At 45.8% G+C, this 18,668-nt stretch carries 17 protein-coding genes; 15 read left to right on the plus strand and 2 right to left on the minus strand.

All coding sequences use genetic code 11. The features are described 5' to 3' along the window. Window positions 1-44: 44 nt before the first annotated feature. Window positions 45-689 (minus strand): CvpA family protein, encoded by a 645-nt coding sequence (locus FRZ06_17585; protein QOX65025.1) that lies wholly within the window; start codon window positions 687-689, stop codon window positions 45-47. A gap of 179 nt (window positions 690-868) precedes the next feature. On the opposite strand from FRZ06_17585, the gene FRZ06_17590 reads away from it, so the two are divergent. From FRZ06_17590 to FRZ06_17650, 13 genes are all read left to right on the plus strand, one after another. Next, on the plus strand, window positions 869-1,942 hold the full coding sequence (locus FRZ06_17590; GenBank protein ID QOX65026.1) for a hypothetical protein: 1,074 nt from the start codon (window positions 869-871) through the stop codon (window positions 1,940-1,942). 284 nt (window positions 1,943-2,226) lie between these two features. After that, entirely contained in the window at window positions 2,227-3,012 is a 786-nt protein-coding gene (locus tag FRZ06_17595) for a transporter substrate-binding domain-containing protein (GenBank protein QOX65027.1), read from the plus strand. A gap of 12 nt (window positions 3,013-3,024) precedes the next feature. Beyond that, window positions 3,025-3,690, plus strand: coding sequence for an amino acid ABC transporter permease (locus FRZ06_17600; protein ID QOX65028.1), 666 nt, complete (start codon window positions 3,025-3,027; stop codon window positions 3,688-3,690). Further along, entirely contained in the window at window positions 3,687-4,424 is a 738-nt protein-coding gene (locus FRZ06_17605; GenBank protein ID QOX65029.1) for an amino acid ABC transporter ATP-binding protein, read from the plus strand. Before FRZ06_17600 ends, FRZ06_17605 begins: the two co-directional genes overlap by 4 nt. Before the next feature lie 173 nt (window positions 4,425-4,597). After that, window positions 4,598-5,053, plus strand: a complete 456-nt coding sequence (locus FRZ06_17610; protein ID QOX66002.1) for a nucleoside deaminase — start codon at window positions 4,598-4,600, stop codon at window positions 5,051-5,053. Continuing rightward, window positions 5,050-5,928 (plus strand): hypothetical protein, encoded by an 879-nt coding sequence (locus FRZ06_17615; protein ID QOX65030.1) that lies wholly within the window; start codon window positions 5,050-5,052, stop codon window positions 5,926-5,928. Before FRZ06_17610 ends, FRZ06_17615 begins: the two co-directional genes overlap by 4 nt. A gap of 311 nt (window positions 5,929-6,239) precedes the next feature. After that, window positions 6,240-7,232, plus strand: coding sequence for a 4-(cytidine 5'-diphospho)-2-C-methyl-D-erythritol kinase (locus tag FRZ06_17620; GenBank protein ID QOX65031.1), 993 nt, complete (start codon window positions 6,240-6,242; stop codon window positions 7,230-7,232). Between the two features lie 96 nt (window positions 7,233-7,328). Further along, entirely contained in the window at window positions 7,329-7,997 is a 669-nt protein-coding gene (locus FRZ06_17625) for a GntR family transcriptional regulator (GenBank protein ID QOX65032.1), read from the plus strand. A gap of 225 nt (window positions 7,998-8,222) precedes the next feature. Then, complete coding sequence (gene cysK / locus FRZ06_17630; GenBank protein QOX65033.1) at window positions 8,223-9,152, plus strand: cysteine synthase A; 930 nt, start codon at window positions 8,223-8,225, stop codon at window positions 9,150-9,152. A 386-nt stretch (window positions 9,153-9,538) separates the two neighbouring features. Beyond that, complete coding sequence (gene srtB / locus FRZ06_17635; GenBank protein QOX65034.1) at window positions 9,539-10,369, plus strand: class B sortase; 831 nt, start codon at window positions 9,539-9,541, stop codon at window positions 10,367-10,369. Window positions 10,370-10,503: 134 nt separating this feature from the next. Continuing rightward, the gene (locus FRZ06_17640; protein ID QOX65035.1) at window positions 10,504-11,472 is read left to right on the plus strand and encodes a serine acetyltransferase; all 969 of its coding nucleotides are present in this window, start codon (window positions 10,504-10,506) and stop codon (window positions 11,470-11,472) included. Between the two features lie 106 nt (window positions 11,473-11,578). Beyond that, window positions 11,579-13,912, plus strand: coding sequence for a DUF3794 domain-containing protein (locus FRZ06_17645; GenBank protein ID QOX65036.1), 2,334 nt, complete (start codon window positions 11,579-11,581; stop codon window positions 13,910-13,912). A gap of 96 nt (window positions 13,913-14,008) precedes the next feature. Further along, window positions 14,009-14,905, plus strand: coding sequence for a hypothetical protein (locus FRZ06_17650; GenBank protein QOX65037.1), 897 nt, complete (start codon window positions 14,009-14,011; stop codon window positions 14,903-14,905). Between the two features lie 168 nt (window positions 14,906-15,073). On the opposite strand, the gene FRZ06_17655 is transcribed toward FRZ06_17650, so the two are convergent. Further along, the gene (locus FRZ06_17655) at window positions 15,074-15,832 is read right to left on the minus strand and encodes a hypothetical protein (protein QOX65038.1); all 759 of its coding nucleotides are present in this window, start codon (window positions 15,830-15,832) and stop codon (window positions 15,074-15,076) included. Between the two features lie 246 nt (window positions 15,833-16,078). Between FRZ06_17655 and FRZ06_17660 the strand changes: the two genes are divergently transcribed. Both FRZ06_17660 and FRZ06_17665 read left to right on the plus strand, forming a co-directional pair. Further along, the gene (locus tag FRZ06_17660; protein ID QOX65039.1) at window positions 16,079-17,857 is read left to right on the plus strand and encodes an HlyD family efflux transporter periplasmic adaptor subunit; all 1,779 of its coding nucleotides are present in this window, start codon (window positions 16,079-16,081) and stop codon (window positions 17,855-17,857) included. A 10-nt stretch (window positions 17,858-17,867) separates the two neighbouring features. Further along, on the plus strand, window positions 17,868-18,653 hold the full coding sequence (locus FRZ06_17665) for an ABC transporter ATP-binding protein (protein QOX65040.1): 786 nt from the start codon (window positions 17,868-17,870) through the stop codon (window positions 18,651-18,653). Window positions 18,654-18,668 lie beyond the last annotated feature (15 nt).

Raw genomic sequence — 18,668 nt, forward strand, 5'->3', positions numbered from 1 at the left:
GAGAAGGTCTTGGAGATCAACTGGGTCCAGCCCGCAGAATCAAGTTAAAACAGTCCTTTTACGGCCATTAATATCAGATTGTTATCATATAGATAACCGCCCAGGATCGAGCCGTCCAGTCCCTCCGATAGGAAGGCAGCGCCCCACAGGCTGGAAACCGGAACCAACAGCGCCAGTAGTATGTAAACCAGAATCAGCCCCTTTAGTGCACCGGCGAAAATTCCGAGAAACCCGTCGATACCGCCGATGATGCCTTTGTTTTTTTCCTTGGAAAAAAGCATGGTTAGAATATAAAACACCAGCTTTATGGCAAGGGCTATCACCAGAAAACCGATGATACTAAAAATTAAATTTGATACGCTGTCCGATACCGACTGTGCAATAGTGTTTGCAGCGGAATCAATTGCCTTGTTCAGAATATCACGGATAATGTCCGGGATTCCTGTCATGGCAGCATCTGCTGCAGAACCGGTATTCTCTGCAATTCTTTCTGCAATTTTTTCGTGTACAGAGCCATAAAGACCCGTTTCTTCTTTCAAGAACTTGATGACGTGGGGATACCAGACAAAGCCCAGAACCACTGATAGAAGCCATCCTGCGGTATGGATGAAGGTCTGAAAGAACCCTTTCCGATACCCTTGGATAACCGAAGTTAGAAGAATGGCAGCGATAATAATATCAAACCACATATGCGTCCCCCTTTCTATTTCTCCTGCATATTACCAATCCCAATCGCATATATCTATATTACCAATTTGTGAAGGCAATTTCAACTGATGCCAATGACATGATGTGATGCCGACAACATGATGTGATGCCAATGACATGATAGAAATGAGGATCAAACAGGAGGAGGAGAAGGAAACGGATGAATTACGTCAAGTATAACCGCTCTTTCGTCATGATGGAGGAACAGAATAATCAGTTTGCAGCAAGAGAATCCGCTCCCATCAAGGGCTATCTGAAGGTGGAAACAGGAAATAATAAAGGCGCGCTTCGCTGCACTGTACAGAACCTCAAGTATTATGAAAAAGGCGACTACATATACAAACTGATCCTGTTCGGAAAAAAAGGCGAGAGGACCATTCATACTACCATTGGAAATCTGGTGATCAATCGTCAGGGCAACGGCGAATCCTACTTCCGCTTTCTGCCGGGAGATTTGGACGGTAAGGGGAATGCTTACCATAACTATTCGACAGCCATTGTAGCTGCGGCCTCAACCAAGGATGAGAAAGAACCTCTTCACCCGGTGCTAAAGGGGGTCACCCTCAGCGAGGGGGAGTCCTTTCAATCCGAACTTTTTCAGATAAGCGATGAAGATGAGCAAGAAGAAGATACGGATTTTGAAAAAATCATGAACCAGATCGACCAGATTGTAGAAGAAGTGGAAGAAGCAATGAATGGCAATGAAATACCAATGCAGGCAAAAGAAGCAACCTCCGATGATCTGCTCCCCAGTGAAGCTGCTGTCTCTTCCAAAGATGAAGCCATTACTAAAAAAACATACAATAGTTTTTACAATGAGTATATTTTAAACGCATGCGCACATACCTGCAGAGTTGCAGAATTTTATGAAGATGTATTCCCCTTTGATAAGGATAAGACAGGAGCCAGATGGAAGAAAATAGACAATACAAGCAATCTGCCAATGGTATCTCCGGGAGCGCACTACTTTGCCACACAGTATCGACACTACATATTTGGAGCAAAAGCTGATGAAAGCGGAGTTGCGTCAAGATTTTATTTCGGGATTCCCGGACGATTTCTATCTGAAGAACAGCCAGACGGCGGAAAATCGGGCTTTACCTACTGGCAGCCCATTCGTGGAGCAGATCATGTTTTCGAACAGAGCTGGGGTGAAGAAAACAAAAATCAAGGCGCTTATGGATACTGGATTGTTTCCATTAACGGTACAACCGGAAGCATTGAAGAAGTATAAGGGAACCGCTGCCATTCCGTGCGCGTACACTTCATAAAATCAGTACTTCCTAAGCTTTTAAAATTACAACAAATTGCTCAATTCTAGAATAATCCTATAGAGAGAAGGGCTTCGGTACCTCACCGGCCCTTCTTTCCATTTTTGACCTTGGGATAGGGAATTATTGTTAACTCCGATTGTATAATTGTATTATTTTATACAATTTTTCAACAAACCTATTCCGTAACCGGGGGGTCTTAAGGTATAATGTTCTGTATCTAATTTTTAATCTGGGGAGGAATATTATGAAAAAGAGTTTAAGCGTAGTCTTGATTATGGTACTGGCTATGGGATTATTTGTAGGATGCGGAGGCGGAAAAGCAGAAGATCCGTCCGATGCAGGAGCTAATGCAGGAAAGGTATTCAACATCGCAACCGATACGACCTTTGCGCCGTTTGAATTCCAGAATGATAAGGGCGAGTATGTAGGAATCGACATCGAGATCCTGGCAGCCATTGCAGAAGATCAGGGCTTTGAGTACAAACTCAATCCATTGGGCTTCAGCGCAGCAGTAGCGGCACTGGAATCCAATCAGACCGACGGAGTTATCGCCGGTATGAGTATTACAGAAGAAAGACAGCAGAAATATGATTTCTCTGAAGCTTATTATGATTCCGGTGTTGTTATGGCCATCAAGGCTGACAATGATACCATCAAATCCTATGGCGACCTGAAGGGCCAGCAGGTTGCGGTAAAGACCGGGACCGAAGGCGCAACATTCGCAGAATCCATCAAGGATCAGTATGGCTTCACCGTTGTATATTTTGATGAATCCCCACTGATGTATGAAACCGTTAAAACAGGAAATGCAGTAGCCTGCTTTGAAGACTATCCTGTTATGGGTTACGGAATCACACAGGGCAACGGTCTGAAGATGGTTACTGATATGGAAAAAGGATCCTCTTATGGATTTGCAGTCCTGAAGGGAAAGAATACAGACCTTCTTGATATGTTTAACGCAGGACTTAAGAATATCAGAGAAAACGGTACTTATCAGGCAATTTTAGACAAGTATATCGCTGCAGAATAAAGAGGAAGAAAAATGGACTTAGGTAAAGTTTTCGGCGAGTTAAACCCGCTGCTTTTGATTGGGCTTAAAATGACCATTTCCGTGACGGTGCTTGCATTAATTTTCGCATTTGCCCTGGGATTGGTATCCTGTTTCTTTACCCTTTCAAAGAAGCCGGTGTTAGGCTGGATCTCGAAATTATACGTTGGCCTTATCAGAGGGACTCCGCTGCTGGTACAGGTGTTTTATATCTTCTTCGCAATCCCTCAGATGATGCAATTTCTGGGATTTGACGTTCGATTGACACCGTTCCTTGCGGGACTGATCACGCTGACCTTAAACGCAGGCGCATATATGTCGGAAATCTTCCGCGGTGCAATTAATGCGGTCAATACAGGGCAGATGGAAGCGGCAAGAAGCCTTGGCCTGAACCATGGACAAGCCATGAAAAAGGTCATTCTGCCTCAGGCCCTGCGGATTTGTCTGCCGTCTTTGGTCAATCAGTTCATCATCACCCTGAAGGATTCCTCCTTGATTTCGGTTATTGGCTTTGCTGATATCATGTATCAGGCGAAAATCTACCAGGGGCGTACCATGCAGTCCTTTGCCACGTATACCTGGGTCGCTGTGTACTATCTTGTACTGATTGCCATACTTACGTTTATTGCAAAGCAGGTCGAAAGGAAGGTGAAGATATGAGTGCTCAGATCATTGTAAACAATCTTCACAAGTACTTCGGAAGCCTGGAGGTACTCAAAGGAATTAGCCTGGAGATTGAGAAGGGACAGGTGGTCTGTGTCATCGGACCCAGCGGCTCGGGCAAATCGACTCTGCTGCGGTGCATTAACCGTTTAGAGGAGCCTACCCGTGGAGAAATTGTTGTTGATGACATTACCATCACAGACTCCAAAGAAGATATCAACAAGGTGAGAAGACATATCGGAATGGTGTTTCAACAGTTCAATTTGTTTCCGCACCTTCCCGTCAAAGAAAATATTATGATGGCACCGCTGGAGCTCAAGCTGAAGACGAAAAAGGAAGCGGAGCAGAAAGCACTCGAGCTGCTGGAGCGAGTAGGCCTTTCTGAGAAGGCCGACGCAATGCCGAGACAGCTGTCCGGCGGACAGCAGCAGCGTGTGGCTATCGCAAGAGCCCTTGCGATGGAGCCTGACATCATGCTCTTCGACGAACCGACCTCTGCACTGGACCCCGAAATGGTCGGTGAGGTTTTGGCCGTTATGAAGGAGCTTGCTGCCATGGGAATGACCATGGTAGTGGTCACCCACGAAATGGGCTTTGCAAAGGACGTTGCTGATCGGGTTATTTTCATGGATGAAGGAATCATTCAGGAGGAAGCCCCTCCATCAGAAATCTTCACCAATCCGAAAAACCCGAGGACAAGAGGATTTTTAGATAAGGTACTTTCCGTATAACAAAAAATTTAAAAAACCAATTATAGGAAAACCCTGCGCAGCTGATGCCGCAGGGTTTTTTGACGATGAAAGCGAAATTCGATTTTCATTGAAAAATTCAATAAACTATGGTAATATTGTAGGGCATATGAAATCGCAGGAAAGGAGCATAATAAATGAGTCCGGAAGAATTTATGCTGGAAGCATTTAAAGAAGCAGAAAAAGCTCTTTCCCTGGGTGAAGTACCCATTGGCGCCGTCATCGAAAAGGACGGTATGATCATCGGCCGGGGGCATAACAAGACAGAGACAGACAAAGACCCCACTGCTCATGCTGAGATGATTGCAATCCGGGAGGCTGCCGGAACGCTGGGGGGTTGGAGGCTCCTCGGCTGCCGTATGTATGTAACAACGGAGCCCTGCTCCATGTGTGCCGGAGCCATGGTTCTGGCAAGAATCCAAAAGGTTTTCATAGGAACCTTGGATCGGAAAACTGGCGCTTGCGGGTCCCTGTCCAATATTTTGCAGGATGAAAGATTAAATCATAATGTGCAGATAGAAACTGGAATCATGCAGCAGCAATGTGAGAAAATCATGAAATCATTTTTCCAGAAGCTTAGAAAAAAGAAATCGGAGGAAGATACAATATGAAAAAATCAGGCATAATTTTGAGCCTAACCCTATTGGTGTTTTTAATGTCCTTTTCCACTTGCTTTGCAGCAGGTCTGCAATTGGAAGACAGCTATCCGAAAAACGGAAGCCACAATTCCATGCTGGAAAATGTAGTGGTAAAGCTATATTTTAATGAGGATGTTTCCGCGGATGAGGTACAGGCAGCGAACAAGGACGCATTTGAAGTAACCGATGCCAAAGGAAAGACTCTAAAGACAAAGATATTGTATCCGAAACAGACAAAAGAAATCTGGGTGCTGGTTGAGGAGACGCTCATATCCAATACAGACTATAAGCTTAAAATTTCCGGAGACCTTCAGATGGTAAACGGCGACACACTGGGAAAAGAACAGTTGGTTGAATTTACAACCAGAAATACAAGCGTGGATTCCAGTGTAAACATGGGTCTGATGGCTGTTATGATGGTCGGTATGATCGGCTATACCTCCCTCTCTGCAAAGAGACAGCTGAAAAAGCAGGAAGAGGAAGCGGTTGCTGAGGAAAAAGTCAAAGTGAATCCATATAAAGTTGCCAAAGAAACAGGCAAGTCCGTAGAACAAGTTGTGGCGAAAACGGAGAAAGAGAAAGAAAAGGCAAGAGCCCAGGCAGAAAAGAAAAACAAAGGCAAGAGTAATGCCAAGGCAAACGAAATCATTCTTGCAGATGAACCGGCAAAAGATACTCAGCGCGTAACCGGGCCTAAACCGATTACCGCAGCAGGAAGCACTTACAAGTCCGGACGCAAGGAAAAAGCAGAACTGGAAAGACAGAGAGCGGCTGCAAAGGCTGCAGCAGGAACCACTAGACCGAAGAACGCCACAGGGAAGAGCAAGAACAAGAAAACGACGAAGTAATTCGAAAGTATGAAGCGGTCAAATGAAAAGCAACAACAGCGGGCGGATCTTAATGTTTCGCCCGTTTTTTTTATCTAATAGGGACTATCATTTTCTATTAGATAAAATGGGGAGTGCAGAGGGGGTACCCCTCGCCGATAAAGGAGGGTGCTCAGCTCGCACGGCGAGCGCCTAAGGGAACCATCGCCTTTTTGCCCCAAGCTTGCTTGGCTTGGCAAAACGGACAGCATGAGAGCGAAGCGAGTCGGAGGCGCAGCCGGTGGGTTCCCTAGCGGAAGTGGCGCAGCAACTTTTTTATGAGGAGCAGAACAATGAAAGAGCTTATTCTGAAAGCGTATGCGAAGATCAATCTCTCCATTGACGTATTGGGAAAACTCCCAAGCGGCTACCATGAGGTACTCATGGTAATGGAGCAGGTGGATCTATATGATACCGTAAAAATAATATGGCAGGAGGGTCTTGAAGCAGGGTCAATAAAGGGCAATCCAAAGGACGCAAGCGGAGATGCAGAAGGGGTGGCCGGAAGATTGGACGATGATGTTGCAATCAACCTTTCCACCAGTCTGTCCTACCTGCCTGATGACCAAGGAAACATTGCTTATCGAGCTGCAGAGAGAATGATTCGGGAGTACGGAAAGGGCCGCATTGGAACGTTCCAAATCCACATCGATAAGAGGATTCCGGTGGCTGCCGGACTTGCGGGAGGCAGTGCCAATTGCGCGGCAGTTCTGCATGGGGTCAATCAACTTTGGAATCTGGGACTTGACTTAAAAACTCTAATGCGGCATGGTACCGCATTGGGCGCAGATGTTCCGTTTTGTCTGGCAGGGCAGGCAGCGCTCAACAAGAATTTGTATTTACATAAAGATCCACTTGCCGGAACCTGTGCGGCAGCATCGGGAATTGGGGAGAAACTTGAGCAGATTTCTCCGATGAAGGCATGGGTATTGCTGTCAAAACCGTCCATCAGCATTTCGACGGCTCAGGTCTACGGAGGACTGAACCTGGAAGAGATTGAAAATCGCCCAAACACCGTGGAATTAAAGGCCGGACTGAGGGAAGGGAACTACTATAAAATTTCAAAAAATATGACGAATGTACTTGAAAATTATAGCCTAAAAGAGTATCCTGTAATTGTGTATACAAAGAACAAAATGGAGCAGGAAGGGAACGCTTATAAAGTATTGATGAGCGGAAGCGGCCCCACAGTGTTCGGACTTTATACCAGTAAAAGGAAAGGTGAAGCGGCATATTCGAAGCTCAGACAGCTAAACCAGGAAACCTTTTTTGTAAAAGCACTATGATTGGGTTGGATATCATTCGGCAGCCCTGATTGGATTAAAACATTACGGAAATATCGTGATTTACAAGCGGTATTTCCGATCTTATTAAAAGAGGAAATGAGAATGCTTAATTTTGATATTCAAAGTCACAGACCGCTGAGAGAAATTGTATATGAAGAGCTGAGAAACCTCATTCTCACAGGCAAGATAAAACCCGGCACCAGGATGATGGAAATAGAGCTTGCTGAGGATATGGGCGTCAGCCGTACCCCCATCAGAGAAGCCATTAGAAAGCTTGAAAAAGAAGGACTTGTAGTCATCGAACCGCGAAAAGGAGCATATGCTTCCGAGGTGTCCATTAAGGATATGGAAGATATCCTCGAAGTAAGAGCGAACCTGGAAGGCCTTGCCGCATATTATGCAGCCGAAAGGATGACCGAGGCAGAAAAGACGGTTCTCGCTGAGACCAGCGAGAAATTCAAGCAGGCGGTTATCGAGGGAAATATGGCGGACATGATCACCACTGATACAAAGTTTCACCATCTCATCGTTGAATCCAGCCGAAACAACCATTTGATTCATATGGTTGAGCAGCTTCAGGAGCTGGTTCTCAGATTTCGTTACATCTATTATAAGGATTTTAAGCGAGCTGAGGAAATGATCCCGGAGCACAAACGGATCTATGAGGAAATTGCGAATGGAAATGGCGCCAACGCCAGATTCGAAGCCTTCAATCATATCGACAAGCTGAAGGATATGATCATGGAAGACGGCCATTTTAAATAAGTGTAAAACAGCAAATAATTTGACAGCAGGCTTGTCCAGCCGCCTTACAGGCAGCTTGGGCAGGCTTTTTTCTATGACTCAACAGTAAAAGATTTTCAAATTTCCAAATAACAAAATTTCCAAATTATCTATTGACAAATCAAAGTGTCAAGCATACAATAATGGTAAATTACATATAAATCATATAGATATACTATGATATATATAAACAAGGGGGAAATTGAAATGAGTAAAATTGCAAAGAACTTGACAGAGTTGATCGGAAATACACCTCTGCTTGAACTAGCCAATTACGGTAAAGCAATCGGCCTTGAAGCGGAAGTGCTGGCGAAACTGGAGTACTTTAACCCTGCATCCAGCGTAAAGGACAGAATCGGTTACGCAATGATTAAAGATGCAGAGGATAAAGGCCTGATCAATAAGGACACCGTGATTATTGAACCGACCAGCGGTAATACTGGAATCGCATTGGCATTTGTTGCGGCGGCAAAAGGTTATCGGCTGATCATCACCTTGCCCGAGACCTTCAGCGTAGAGCGGAGAAATCTTCTGAAGGCACTGGGCGCAGAACTTGTTTTGACACCTGGAGCGGAGGGAATGCCAGGAGCCATTAAGAAGGCAGAGGAACTGGCTGCCCAGACGGCGAATTCCTTTATTCCACAACAGTTTAAGAACCCAGCCAACCCAGAGATTCACAAAAAGACCACTGCAGAAGAAATTTGGAGAGATACCGACGGCAAGGTGGATATCTTCATTGGCGGTGTAGGTACGGGTGGAACCATCTCCGGCGTAGGAACGGTATTAAAGGAAAGAAATCCAAACGTTCAGATTATCGCAGTGGAACCCTTTGACTCCCCAGTACTGTCTGGCGGTACCAAAGGACCTCATAAGATTCAGGGCATCGGAGCCGGTTTTGTTCCCGATGTATTTAATAGAGATGTTGTGGATGAAATCTTCAAGGTAAAGAATGACGAAGCCTTTGACACCGCAAGAAAACTTGCCAAAACAGAAGGCCTGCTGGTAGGAATCTCCTCCGGTGCCGCAGCCTTTGCGGCGACACAGGTAGCAAAGAGACCCGAAAATAAAGGAAAGACTATTGTCGTGCTGCTTCCTGATACGGGAGAAAGATATCTCTCCACAGAGCTATTTCAGTAAGAGCAGTGTTGACTTTGCTTTTATAGTAAGAGCAGCGCTGATTTCGTTCGGCAAGGACAGTGATGATTTTGTCCAGTAAGGGCAGCCCTGATTTAACTAATCAAATAGGATTATAGATAATAATTAAAGGCTGTGTTTCAACAAGAAGCACAGCTTTTTCGTCTAATAGGAAATATCATTTGCTATTAGACAAAATTGGGGAGGAGGAGGAGGCAGCCCTCGCCGATAAAGGATCACTGGAGCAATTGAAACTGTGACGACTTATAGAGCATAGCAGTGGCAGGACACTTTGCCGCTGAAAGGACAACTGTTAAAACACAAGCAAAACGTGGTGCATCTTGTAAAAGGAGGGTATAATGATGATACACATAAATTAAATTAGGTAGATTAACAGTCAATATCGAAAGGAGCAAATCGGATTGGGAAAGAAAAGAAAATATGTTTTGCCGGTCTTTTTTTTGGTTGTCTTTGCAGTCTCGTCACTTTTGCTTCTGCAGCAGTTCACAGATGAGTTTGGGTATCGCGCCATGCAGGAACGATTAAAGGCACAGACAGAGAAGGAACAGGAGAATGCGGGAGAAGGGCTGGGGTCAAAGGATGAGGCTGGAGGAGACGATGGTTCTGGTCGGGCGATCCTTCCCCGATACCGCGAAATTTACGAGAATAACAGAGAGTTTGCCGGCTGGATCAGTATCGCAGACACCACGATCGATTATCCTGTGATGAAGCCGGAGACGGATAATGACTATTATCTCACCCACAGCCCGGAGGGAAGAAAAAGCAAGTACGGAGCGATCTATCTTGACGTGAAGTCTGACTTGAACAACGAAAAAACCAATTATCTGATCTACGGACATTATTTTCGGGATGGAAGCATGTTCGGCAGTCTTCAGAATTATAAGGAAGAGAATTACTTTACAGAACATCCATATATCAAATTTGATACCATCTATGAAGAGGGTACCTATGAAATCCTGGCGGTCTTTTTATCAAAGGTGTATCAGAAAAATCAAGATGTATTTAAATACTATCAATATACCGATATTACAACCCAGAAGGATTTCGAAACCTATGTATCCGAGGTAAAGAAGCTGGCGCTTTACGACACAGGAGTCGATGCCGAATATGGGGATTCGCTGATTACCCTGTCCACCTGCGATTACTGGACAGAAAACGGAAGAATTGCGGTGGTGGCAAGAAAAGTCACGAAAAAATAGGATTGCACACCAGATGGATGTATGATAATATACACTAAATTAAGAAATCATATCTGACAACTATGAAATAAAAGCTGCACAGATAAGGCAGCTAAGATATTGTGATGTGTATCTATCTGACAGAAGGTGATGAAATGAGTTTTGATTTTAAGAACCAGGTGGAAGACCTGGTTTCCCAATTATCAGAGAGCTATAAAAGAGAACAGTATATTATCCCCCAGAGTCTTGGACCGCTTCCCAACAAGGAAGTTGTGATAGAAATATCTGAGATTCTCAGAAGATTGATCTTCCCGGGTTATTTTGAAAAGAGCAATTATATGGAAGATCTGAGGGAGTACCATATTGGAGAGCTTCTGATTCGTGTTCGCGGGAAATTGACGGAACAGATTAGTTTTGCACTGCGCCACCAGGCCAGCAGCCTGGAGGATTTTGAAAGCGAAGATCTGGAAGAAAAGTCAGAGCAGCTATGTTTTCAGTTCCTGGAAACGCTGCCTAAAATCCGAGAATACCTGGCGACGGATGTTCAGGCGGCATATGACGGAGATCCAGCCGCCGGAAGCAAAGATGAGATAATCTTCTCCTATCCAGGGGTATTTGCAGTCAGCATTCATCGGCTTGCCCACGAATTGCAAGCGTTATCGGTTCCACTGATTCCAAGAATTATGAGTGAATATGCCCACAGTATAACGGGAATTGACATTCACTCCGGCGCCAGCATCGGCAAGTATTTCTTTATCGATCATGGCACAGGCGTTGTAATCGGAGAAACGACGGTGATCGGTGACCACGTCAAAATATATCAGGGAGTGACCCTTGGAGCCCTGTCCACAAGAGGAGGACAGAATCTACGCGGTGTGAAGCGTCATCCAACGATTGAAGCTGATGTCACGGTTTACTCCGGCGCTTCTATCCTCGGTGGAGATACCATGATCGGAAAAGGTGCGGTAATCGGAAGCAACGCCTTTATTACAAAATCCGTTCCCGGAGGAACAAAGGTAAGTATCAAAAACCCTGAGCTCGTATTTGTCAATCAGCCGGCAGCTGACGGAAAACAAGAACTGACTGACAGCAAGCAAGAACTTATTTTCGACTGGATCATATAACAGATCAGCAAAGGCTGCCCAAATTATTTGTCATAACAAGCCCTCTCAAAGAATACATTATAGCAACGAACAGTAGAACGAACAGTAGATAGAGGGGGATAATGCGATGACGTACGAAAAAAACCCGTTAGAATTTGAAGGGATTCCGGATTTCGCTTTGCAGCCTGCAAAAGAAGCAGACGAATATAGTTACCATTACATGCCCAAAGGCGTCAACAGCCGTTTTGATCCTGCGGCATATGAAAGAGTGCTGCATGAAACCGCCAAGCAGGCAGCGGAGACTGAGCAGGTAGAAATCCCTGTTTTTCAGGATGAACAGACCTTCGCGGGCTACGATGACACTTCAGAGAATACCGCAGCTCAAGCGGCGGTGGCACAGGTTGCGGCGCAGGATGCCGCGGAAGGTTTTCCTGCATATGGCGAACCGGCTTTGGAGGCAGTCCCGGAGGTTATTCCCGTTTCTTTGGAAGCGGATAATGTTTCGGAGAGCTCGGAAGATGCAGCCCTTGCAGCTACCCAGACAGAGGATGCGGCCATTCTGGAGGAGGTTTCTCCTGATGCCGCTCCGGCAGCGGCAGATGTCCTCGAGAAAGGAGCTGGGGCTGATGAAGAAGCAGCAATGGAAACGATCACTTTCACTGAGGCCATCAAATCGAAAAATTGGCCGGACTTACCTTTTGCGTTTGCCGACAAGGAAAAGAAATCGGAGGCGATCCATAATTTTACCGCGCCTTTTGCAAAACGTCCGGTACTTCAGCCGACGCCTGTTCCCAAAGCAGTTCCTGTAAAGGCACCGATTGTGGGAAGTTTGATGAGCAGCAAGCTGAAGCTTGTAGATATGAAGCAGAAGAACCCGCTTCGCGTAAGCCTGGAAGAGGATATTCTGGTTCCTGATGTCAAACCTGATCTGGCTAGAATTTTGACCATGGATGGCAAGGTTAAGCTTTCCGACAGGGAAATCCATACCGGACAGACAGAAACGGATTCCGTGCGAATCACCGGAGATTTGCTGCTGCAGACACTTTATGTACCAGAGACAAATGCTGACGGTGATCCTATCGTCGCAATTGAATCCAAAATACCGTTTAAAAATGATGCAGAAATGAAGGCGGGACCCTATTCGGATCTGGCCGTTGTTCCCAGCGTCGAGTCAATAGATTTCACCGTTGTGAACGAAAGAAAATTCAGGGTAAGAGCTACCATCGTTTTTCATCTGAAAGAATACAGCAATGTAGATATCGAAGTCTTTGAAGGACTCAGAGACGAAGAAGTCCAGATGCTGAAGGAGCGGATCAAGCTCACTGATGTAGCTCTGAGAAAAACTGAGACGACAGAAATTAAAGATGATCTGGCACTGAAGGAAAATATGCCGGAAATATCAAAGATACTGAAATATGATGTCAGCGTGGTAGAAAACCATAAGCAGATCACGAAAGAGAAAGCAGTGATCAATGCATCTGTTAATTGTAATATTTTGTACCTAGGGGCAGAGGGAAACAACGACGCGGCGGCAGCCGATGCCGGAGCCCAGGAAGATAATTCTACGGCGGTTCCGGTACTGTACCAGGGAAAGACAGAATTTACACAGTTTATTAGACTGGACGGAGAACACAATCCCGGTGATCAAAATCCTGCAGGAAGCAAAATCAACTTCAATATCTCTTCGTTAAATCTAACTGCAAAGGAGGACGGAAACGGAAAAAGAGGCCTTTTTGAATTGGATATGAGCGTGGATACCGGCTTGGAACTCTACAAAAACGTAGAAAAGGAAGTTGTAACCGACGTATACCATCACAAAAAGGATGTTCAGTTTGATACGGATGAAATCGGAGTGTTGACTCTTGGCGGCAGCGGAGTTGCTGAAATCTCCGCCCGTGAGATCATCAATGTTCCGGATCGGTACGGAAGCGTCGATAAGGTCATTTATGTCAATGGGACCATTAAGGAGAAACGGTCCACGATCGAGCAGACCAAGAGTGTTGTAGAGGGAACGGTTAATGTCAGCCTGATCTGCACCTCTGCGGATGAGAGAAAAACAATCTTCAGCATCGAGCAGGAAATCCCGTTCCGTAGTGCTATGGAAATTCCCGGAATCACACCGGATATGACGGCGAATAATGATATCGCGCTGAAGGAAATTTGGTTTGACAAAATTAATAATAAGCAGATTGAAGTGAATGCAGGAATTCTGGTCAATACCGTAGTAGCCACGCAGGAACGGCATCAGCTTGTGAAAAGTGTCAGCTTTCTGGATAGCCCTCAGGATAGTAACCCAGTTCCAGGTATTATTCTCTACATATCAAAAACAGGAGACACCATCTGGAATATTGCGAAAAAATATCGAACTACCATTGATGAAATCAAAAAAATCAATGATTTAGAATATGGAAAGGAGATTAACCCCGGTACGAAACTTTTGATCGTAGCCAAAAATTATTAGATGGAACCTTTAGGTAAAACGGAAACAGATTGTATAAAATTCCCTCTCCATGGGCAAGATTACTATTGAAAATCTTAATCAGGGGAGGGATTTTTATTGGGATTAAGAAGAAGGCAAATCAGAATCTTGTTTCTTTTAATGATCTGTATCATCGTTTACAGCGCGTGGACGGTTTACAGCAGTCAAAATAAATTGAGCAATGATGATTTCATAAGGTTTCACGTTATTGCAAACAGTGATTCAGTCTCTGATCAGCAGCTAAAGCTGAAGGTGAGAGACGGTGTCCTTGCAAAGATCAACAGCGAGCTGGTCAAAGCGGCTATGGCTCAGGAAATGGATACATTCCTAAATCCTGAAAAGGATTCCGCTCCGCCTCAGCCATCCGGTGACAAAACAGTTCCTTCGGGGTCATCCTCGTTGTCAGGCCTGGCAGGCCGCTCCCAGCCGAGCGTTTACGCGGCTGAGTCTTCAGAGGAGACTGCCCTGAAGAAAAACAATACAGCTGCCGGCGAGGCACGGGTAAGCCTTAACCTGGAACAATCCAGAAAGTACATTCAGGACAATCTGAGGGAAATCGAAAGCACAGCAGAACGGATCATCGCTGAAAACGGATATGATTATACGGTCAAAGCAGAGCTGGGCGTGAAATGGATTCCTCGGAAAGCCTACGGAGAGGTCATATTTCCTTCCGGAAATTACGAGACGCTGAACATAACCATAGGAGAAGGAGAAGGCCAGAATTGGTGGTGTGTCCTGTTTCCACCGCTTTGCCTCATTGGAGCAGAATCAGATGACGACAAGAAATCAGCAGAGGAAGCCCAGGAGCTTTATAAGGATATCCTGCTGGATCATAAATATGACCCGCTGATGCAGGAATATGACGAGCCGACAACGCTCAAACTTAAGTTCAAAACATTGGAATTACTCGATAAACAGAAACGGGAAACTTCAGATGCTGAGATTGAGACGAAAAAAGGCACTGAGAGGCACTGACTTCTAAAATAATAAAGACGAGAAAATCCGCAGTATGAGAGACAGTTTCAAACTTTGAAACTGCCCCAATACACGGATTTTTTTATTCTTCTCCTATTTCCCCCAAATTCCATAAACCTTTTTGGGCCAGCCAGATCTAATTTGCAACTGAACTATGGAGTCTTGCCGTTACTCCAGGATACGAATCGTATCAATGACCTCATTTCCATCCTCATCCGTTACAGTTGTAAACATGATTACAGAGCCTTCCTTAATTTCCGATAAATCAATTTCGGTCTCTTCCTTATTGTTTCCCATCGTCACCTTTAAATCCGACGATAAGCTAAAGGTAACTTCCCCGCCGGTAAACTGAATTTCCCCGCCGCCTTGACCTGGTTCCTGCCGGTTTTCCCCACCGCTTTGATCAGTAGCTTGATCTTGCTGCCCCGGCTGCGAGAATCGTTCCGGCTGAGCAGGTTGCCCTGAAGGAGTACCCGAATCACTCTGACCACCATTTACTGCAGCACCCGAGGTAGGGGGCTGACCGCCTTCCGGAGGAGCTCCACCGCCTTCCGGAGGTGTGGCTCCGTCTTCGGGAGGTGTACCGCCGCGTCCGCCTCCTCCGCCTCCAGGGCCTCCGCCTTGAGGCGGCTGGCCTTCAGGAGGAGTAGCTTGCGCCGCTGTGCTGTCATCTGCTGCCAGAAGGCTGGTACGAACTGCTGCTGTGGCGGCAGAGCTGACTTCGTCTGAAGAAGCACCGTTCTTTTCTGGTGTATCGGCCAAAATTAAAGTGATTTGATCTCCGTCCAATGAGACCACCTTTGCCATAGTCTCCTTTTGCTTCTTAAGTACAGAGACTTCACCTCCCTCGTCTTTGGCGCATGCTCCCAGAGATGCTGCAATCAGCGCGACCGCCAGAATGCAGGGAAGTATCTTTGACTTTCTCATATTATCATAACTCCTTTCCAATCGGCTTTTTCCTTTGCTCGACAGTTCCTAATGATAAAGGATGAATATGACGCTTTTGTGAAGGCGCTGTGTCACGTTGGTAAATTAATGAAAATAAAAGGCAGTTTTTGCCACGACTTTTAAGATCTGCCCACACAGTTCTCACGAAATGAACACAAAGAAACGATACTATGAAATCATCAAAGATTGTGAAATAAAAATGTGTGGGAAAGTGAGGAACAGGACTTGGGGCAAAACATAGAAAAAGAGATTTTGAAAAAGCGGCTCTCTAAATGGATTGACCGGTTAGAGGCATCAAAGGCCGCCGCAATTTTAACCAGCTTAATTGGAAAAGTACCATTTCTGAAGAAAATCAATCAATTGAATTACCGAAAGCGAAGAATCGTCTGCACTTCTCTTTTATTAGTAATCCTAATAGGAGCATTCGCCGCGGCAACCGGATTTTTTAAGGGAGATAAAAACGAAGTATCTTACACAGAGCACGAGGTGGCAAAAGGGGACGTCACCGTTGTCATCAGCGGTGAGGGTACTGTCTCACCGATAGAACAGTATTCTGTCATAGCGCTGGTGGAAGGGGATGTGCTGGAAGATACGTTCCAGGAGGGGGACCCAGTGGAGAAAGGTCAGACCTTATATCGAATCGATTCCTCCGATATGGAAAAAACACTTGAAAAAGCAAATATCAGCTACGAGAAGGCACAGATGGAGTATCAGGATAGTTTGGAGGCATATCAGGGACTGACGGTATCCGCGCCTATTTCCGGGCGGGTTACAGACGTGCTCGTAGAAAAAGGAGATAACGTGTCCAGCGGGACGAAAATAGCAACCATTGTAGATGACTCCAAGCTGACGGCAAAGGTTTCTTTCGGCACAGCCGATGCAGGCAGTCTTTCTGTGGGCCAGACCGTAACCGTTACGATTGAAAATACCTTCGAAGAGCTGAAGGGAAAAATCAGCAAAATATATAGTTCAAAAAGGGTTTTAGAAGGATACATAGAAGTAAAGGATGTGGAAGTGACAATTGACAATCCGGGGGCGCTGGATAGCGGCACTTATGTCACAGTAAATGCAGGAGGGATTGACTGCTACAGCGGCGCCCAGCTGGAAGGGGGAACGGAGAAGATCGTAACAGCCAAGACTTCGGGCCTTGTGTCAAAAATTCTCGCATCCTCAGGAGAATACCTGACAAAAGGGGATGGCATTCTTCAGCTGACAAACGATGGGGCAGATAATACGCTGAAATCAAGTCAGTTCTCATTGAGGGAATCTCAGCTATCCTATGAAAGCTCGCAGGATCAGCTGGACGAGTATAATGTCACTGCTCCTATTTCCGGCACAGTCATTGAAAAGGATATCAAGGCGGGAGATACTCTGGAATCATCAAATTCCGGCTCGACAACGCTTTGTGTCATCGCTGATATGTCAGTAATGACGTTTACCATCAACGTCGATGAACTGGACATTGCTCAGCTTGAGAAAGGCCAGGAAGTCAGCATTTCAGCAGATGCGCTGAGTGACAGAGATTTTACCGGATATGTGGATAACATTGGGATTTTGGGAACGTCCTCCGACGGAGTTACCTCCTATCCAGTAAAAATCGTAATCAATGATGCAGAAGATTTATGGCCGGGAATGAATGTATCGGCAGAGATCATCGTCGATTCTGCGAAAGATGTACTCCGTGTTCCAGTCACGGCAGTGAACCGGGGAAATACGGTATTGGTCAAGGGTGCAAAAGGTGATGAAAAAATCAATCAGAGCAGTGCCCCCGACGGTGCCAAATACGTTCGGGTAGAAATGGGTTTGAATGATGAATCCTATATTGAAATCAAAGGTGGATTGTTAGAAGGGGATATCGTTTTGGTGCCTGAAGTGAAAAGCTCATCGGCAGAATCGAGCTCACAGCAGCAGAGGATGCCAGCCGGAGGAATGGGCGGCGGCCCCACCGGAGGCGGCGGCGGAGGCACTGGAGGACCGCCATCCGGCGGCGGCCGCGGAATGTAAGGTGAATGCGATGATTCGACTGGAAGATGTCTATAAGATTTATCAAATGGGAGACAATGAGGTCCGTGCCATAGACGGTATTACAATGGAAATCAGAGAAAATGAGATGGCGGCTATCATCGGGCAGTCCGGTTCGGGAAAATCCACCTGCATGAATATCATTGGCTGTCTGGATGTGCCCACACAGGGGAAATATTATCTGAATGGGCAGGATGTCAGCCTCATGAATGATGATGAACTCGCAGATTATAGAGGAAAGACCTTGGGATTTATTTTTCAGCAGTATAACCTGATTCCAAAGTTAAGCGTTCTGGAAAATGTGGAGCTGCCATTAATTTACCAAGGAATACCAGAGAAAGAGAGAATTGAGCTGGCTGTCAGAGCGCTGGAAAAAGTGGGGATTGCAGATAAAAAACTGAATATGCCATCCCAATTATCAGGGGGGCAGCAGCAGCGAGTATCCATCGCCAGAGCTCTTGCCGGAAATCCTTCTATCATCCTCGCGGATGAGCCCACGGGAGCATTGGACTCCAGAACCGGCAGAGAGGTACTGGAATTTTTACAGGCACTGAACGAAGAGGGAAATACGATCATCTTAATCACCCATGATATGGGCGTTGCCGAAAAAGCCAAACGGATCATCCGAATTTCCGACGGCAGGATTGTTGAAGACAGCGGGCACAGCGTTCCTGAGCAGATCGGGGTAAAAAGCCATGAACATGCGGGTGAACGGAAAGGATCCATCAAGGGAGGCGCGGTGCCAGCGTCTGGAAGGGAGGCACTGCATGAATTTTAAGCAATCCTTCCGCCT

The sequence above is a fragment of the Clostridiales bacterium genome (assembly GCA_015243575.1).
In the GTDB taxonomy this organism is placed as follows: Bacteria; Bacillota; Clostridia; order Peptostreptococcales; family Anaerovoracaceae; genus Anoxybacterium; species Anoxybacterium hadale.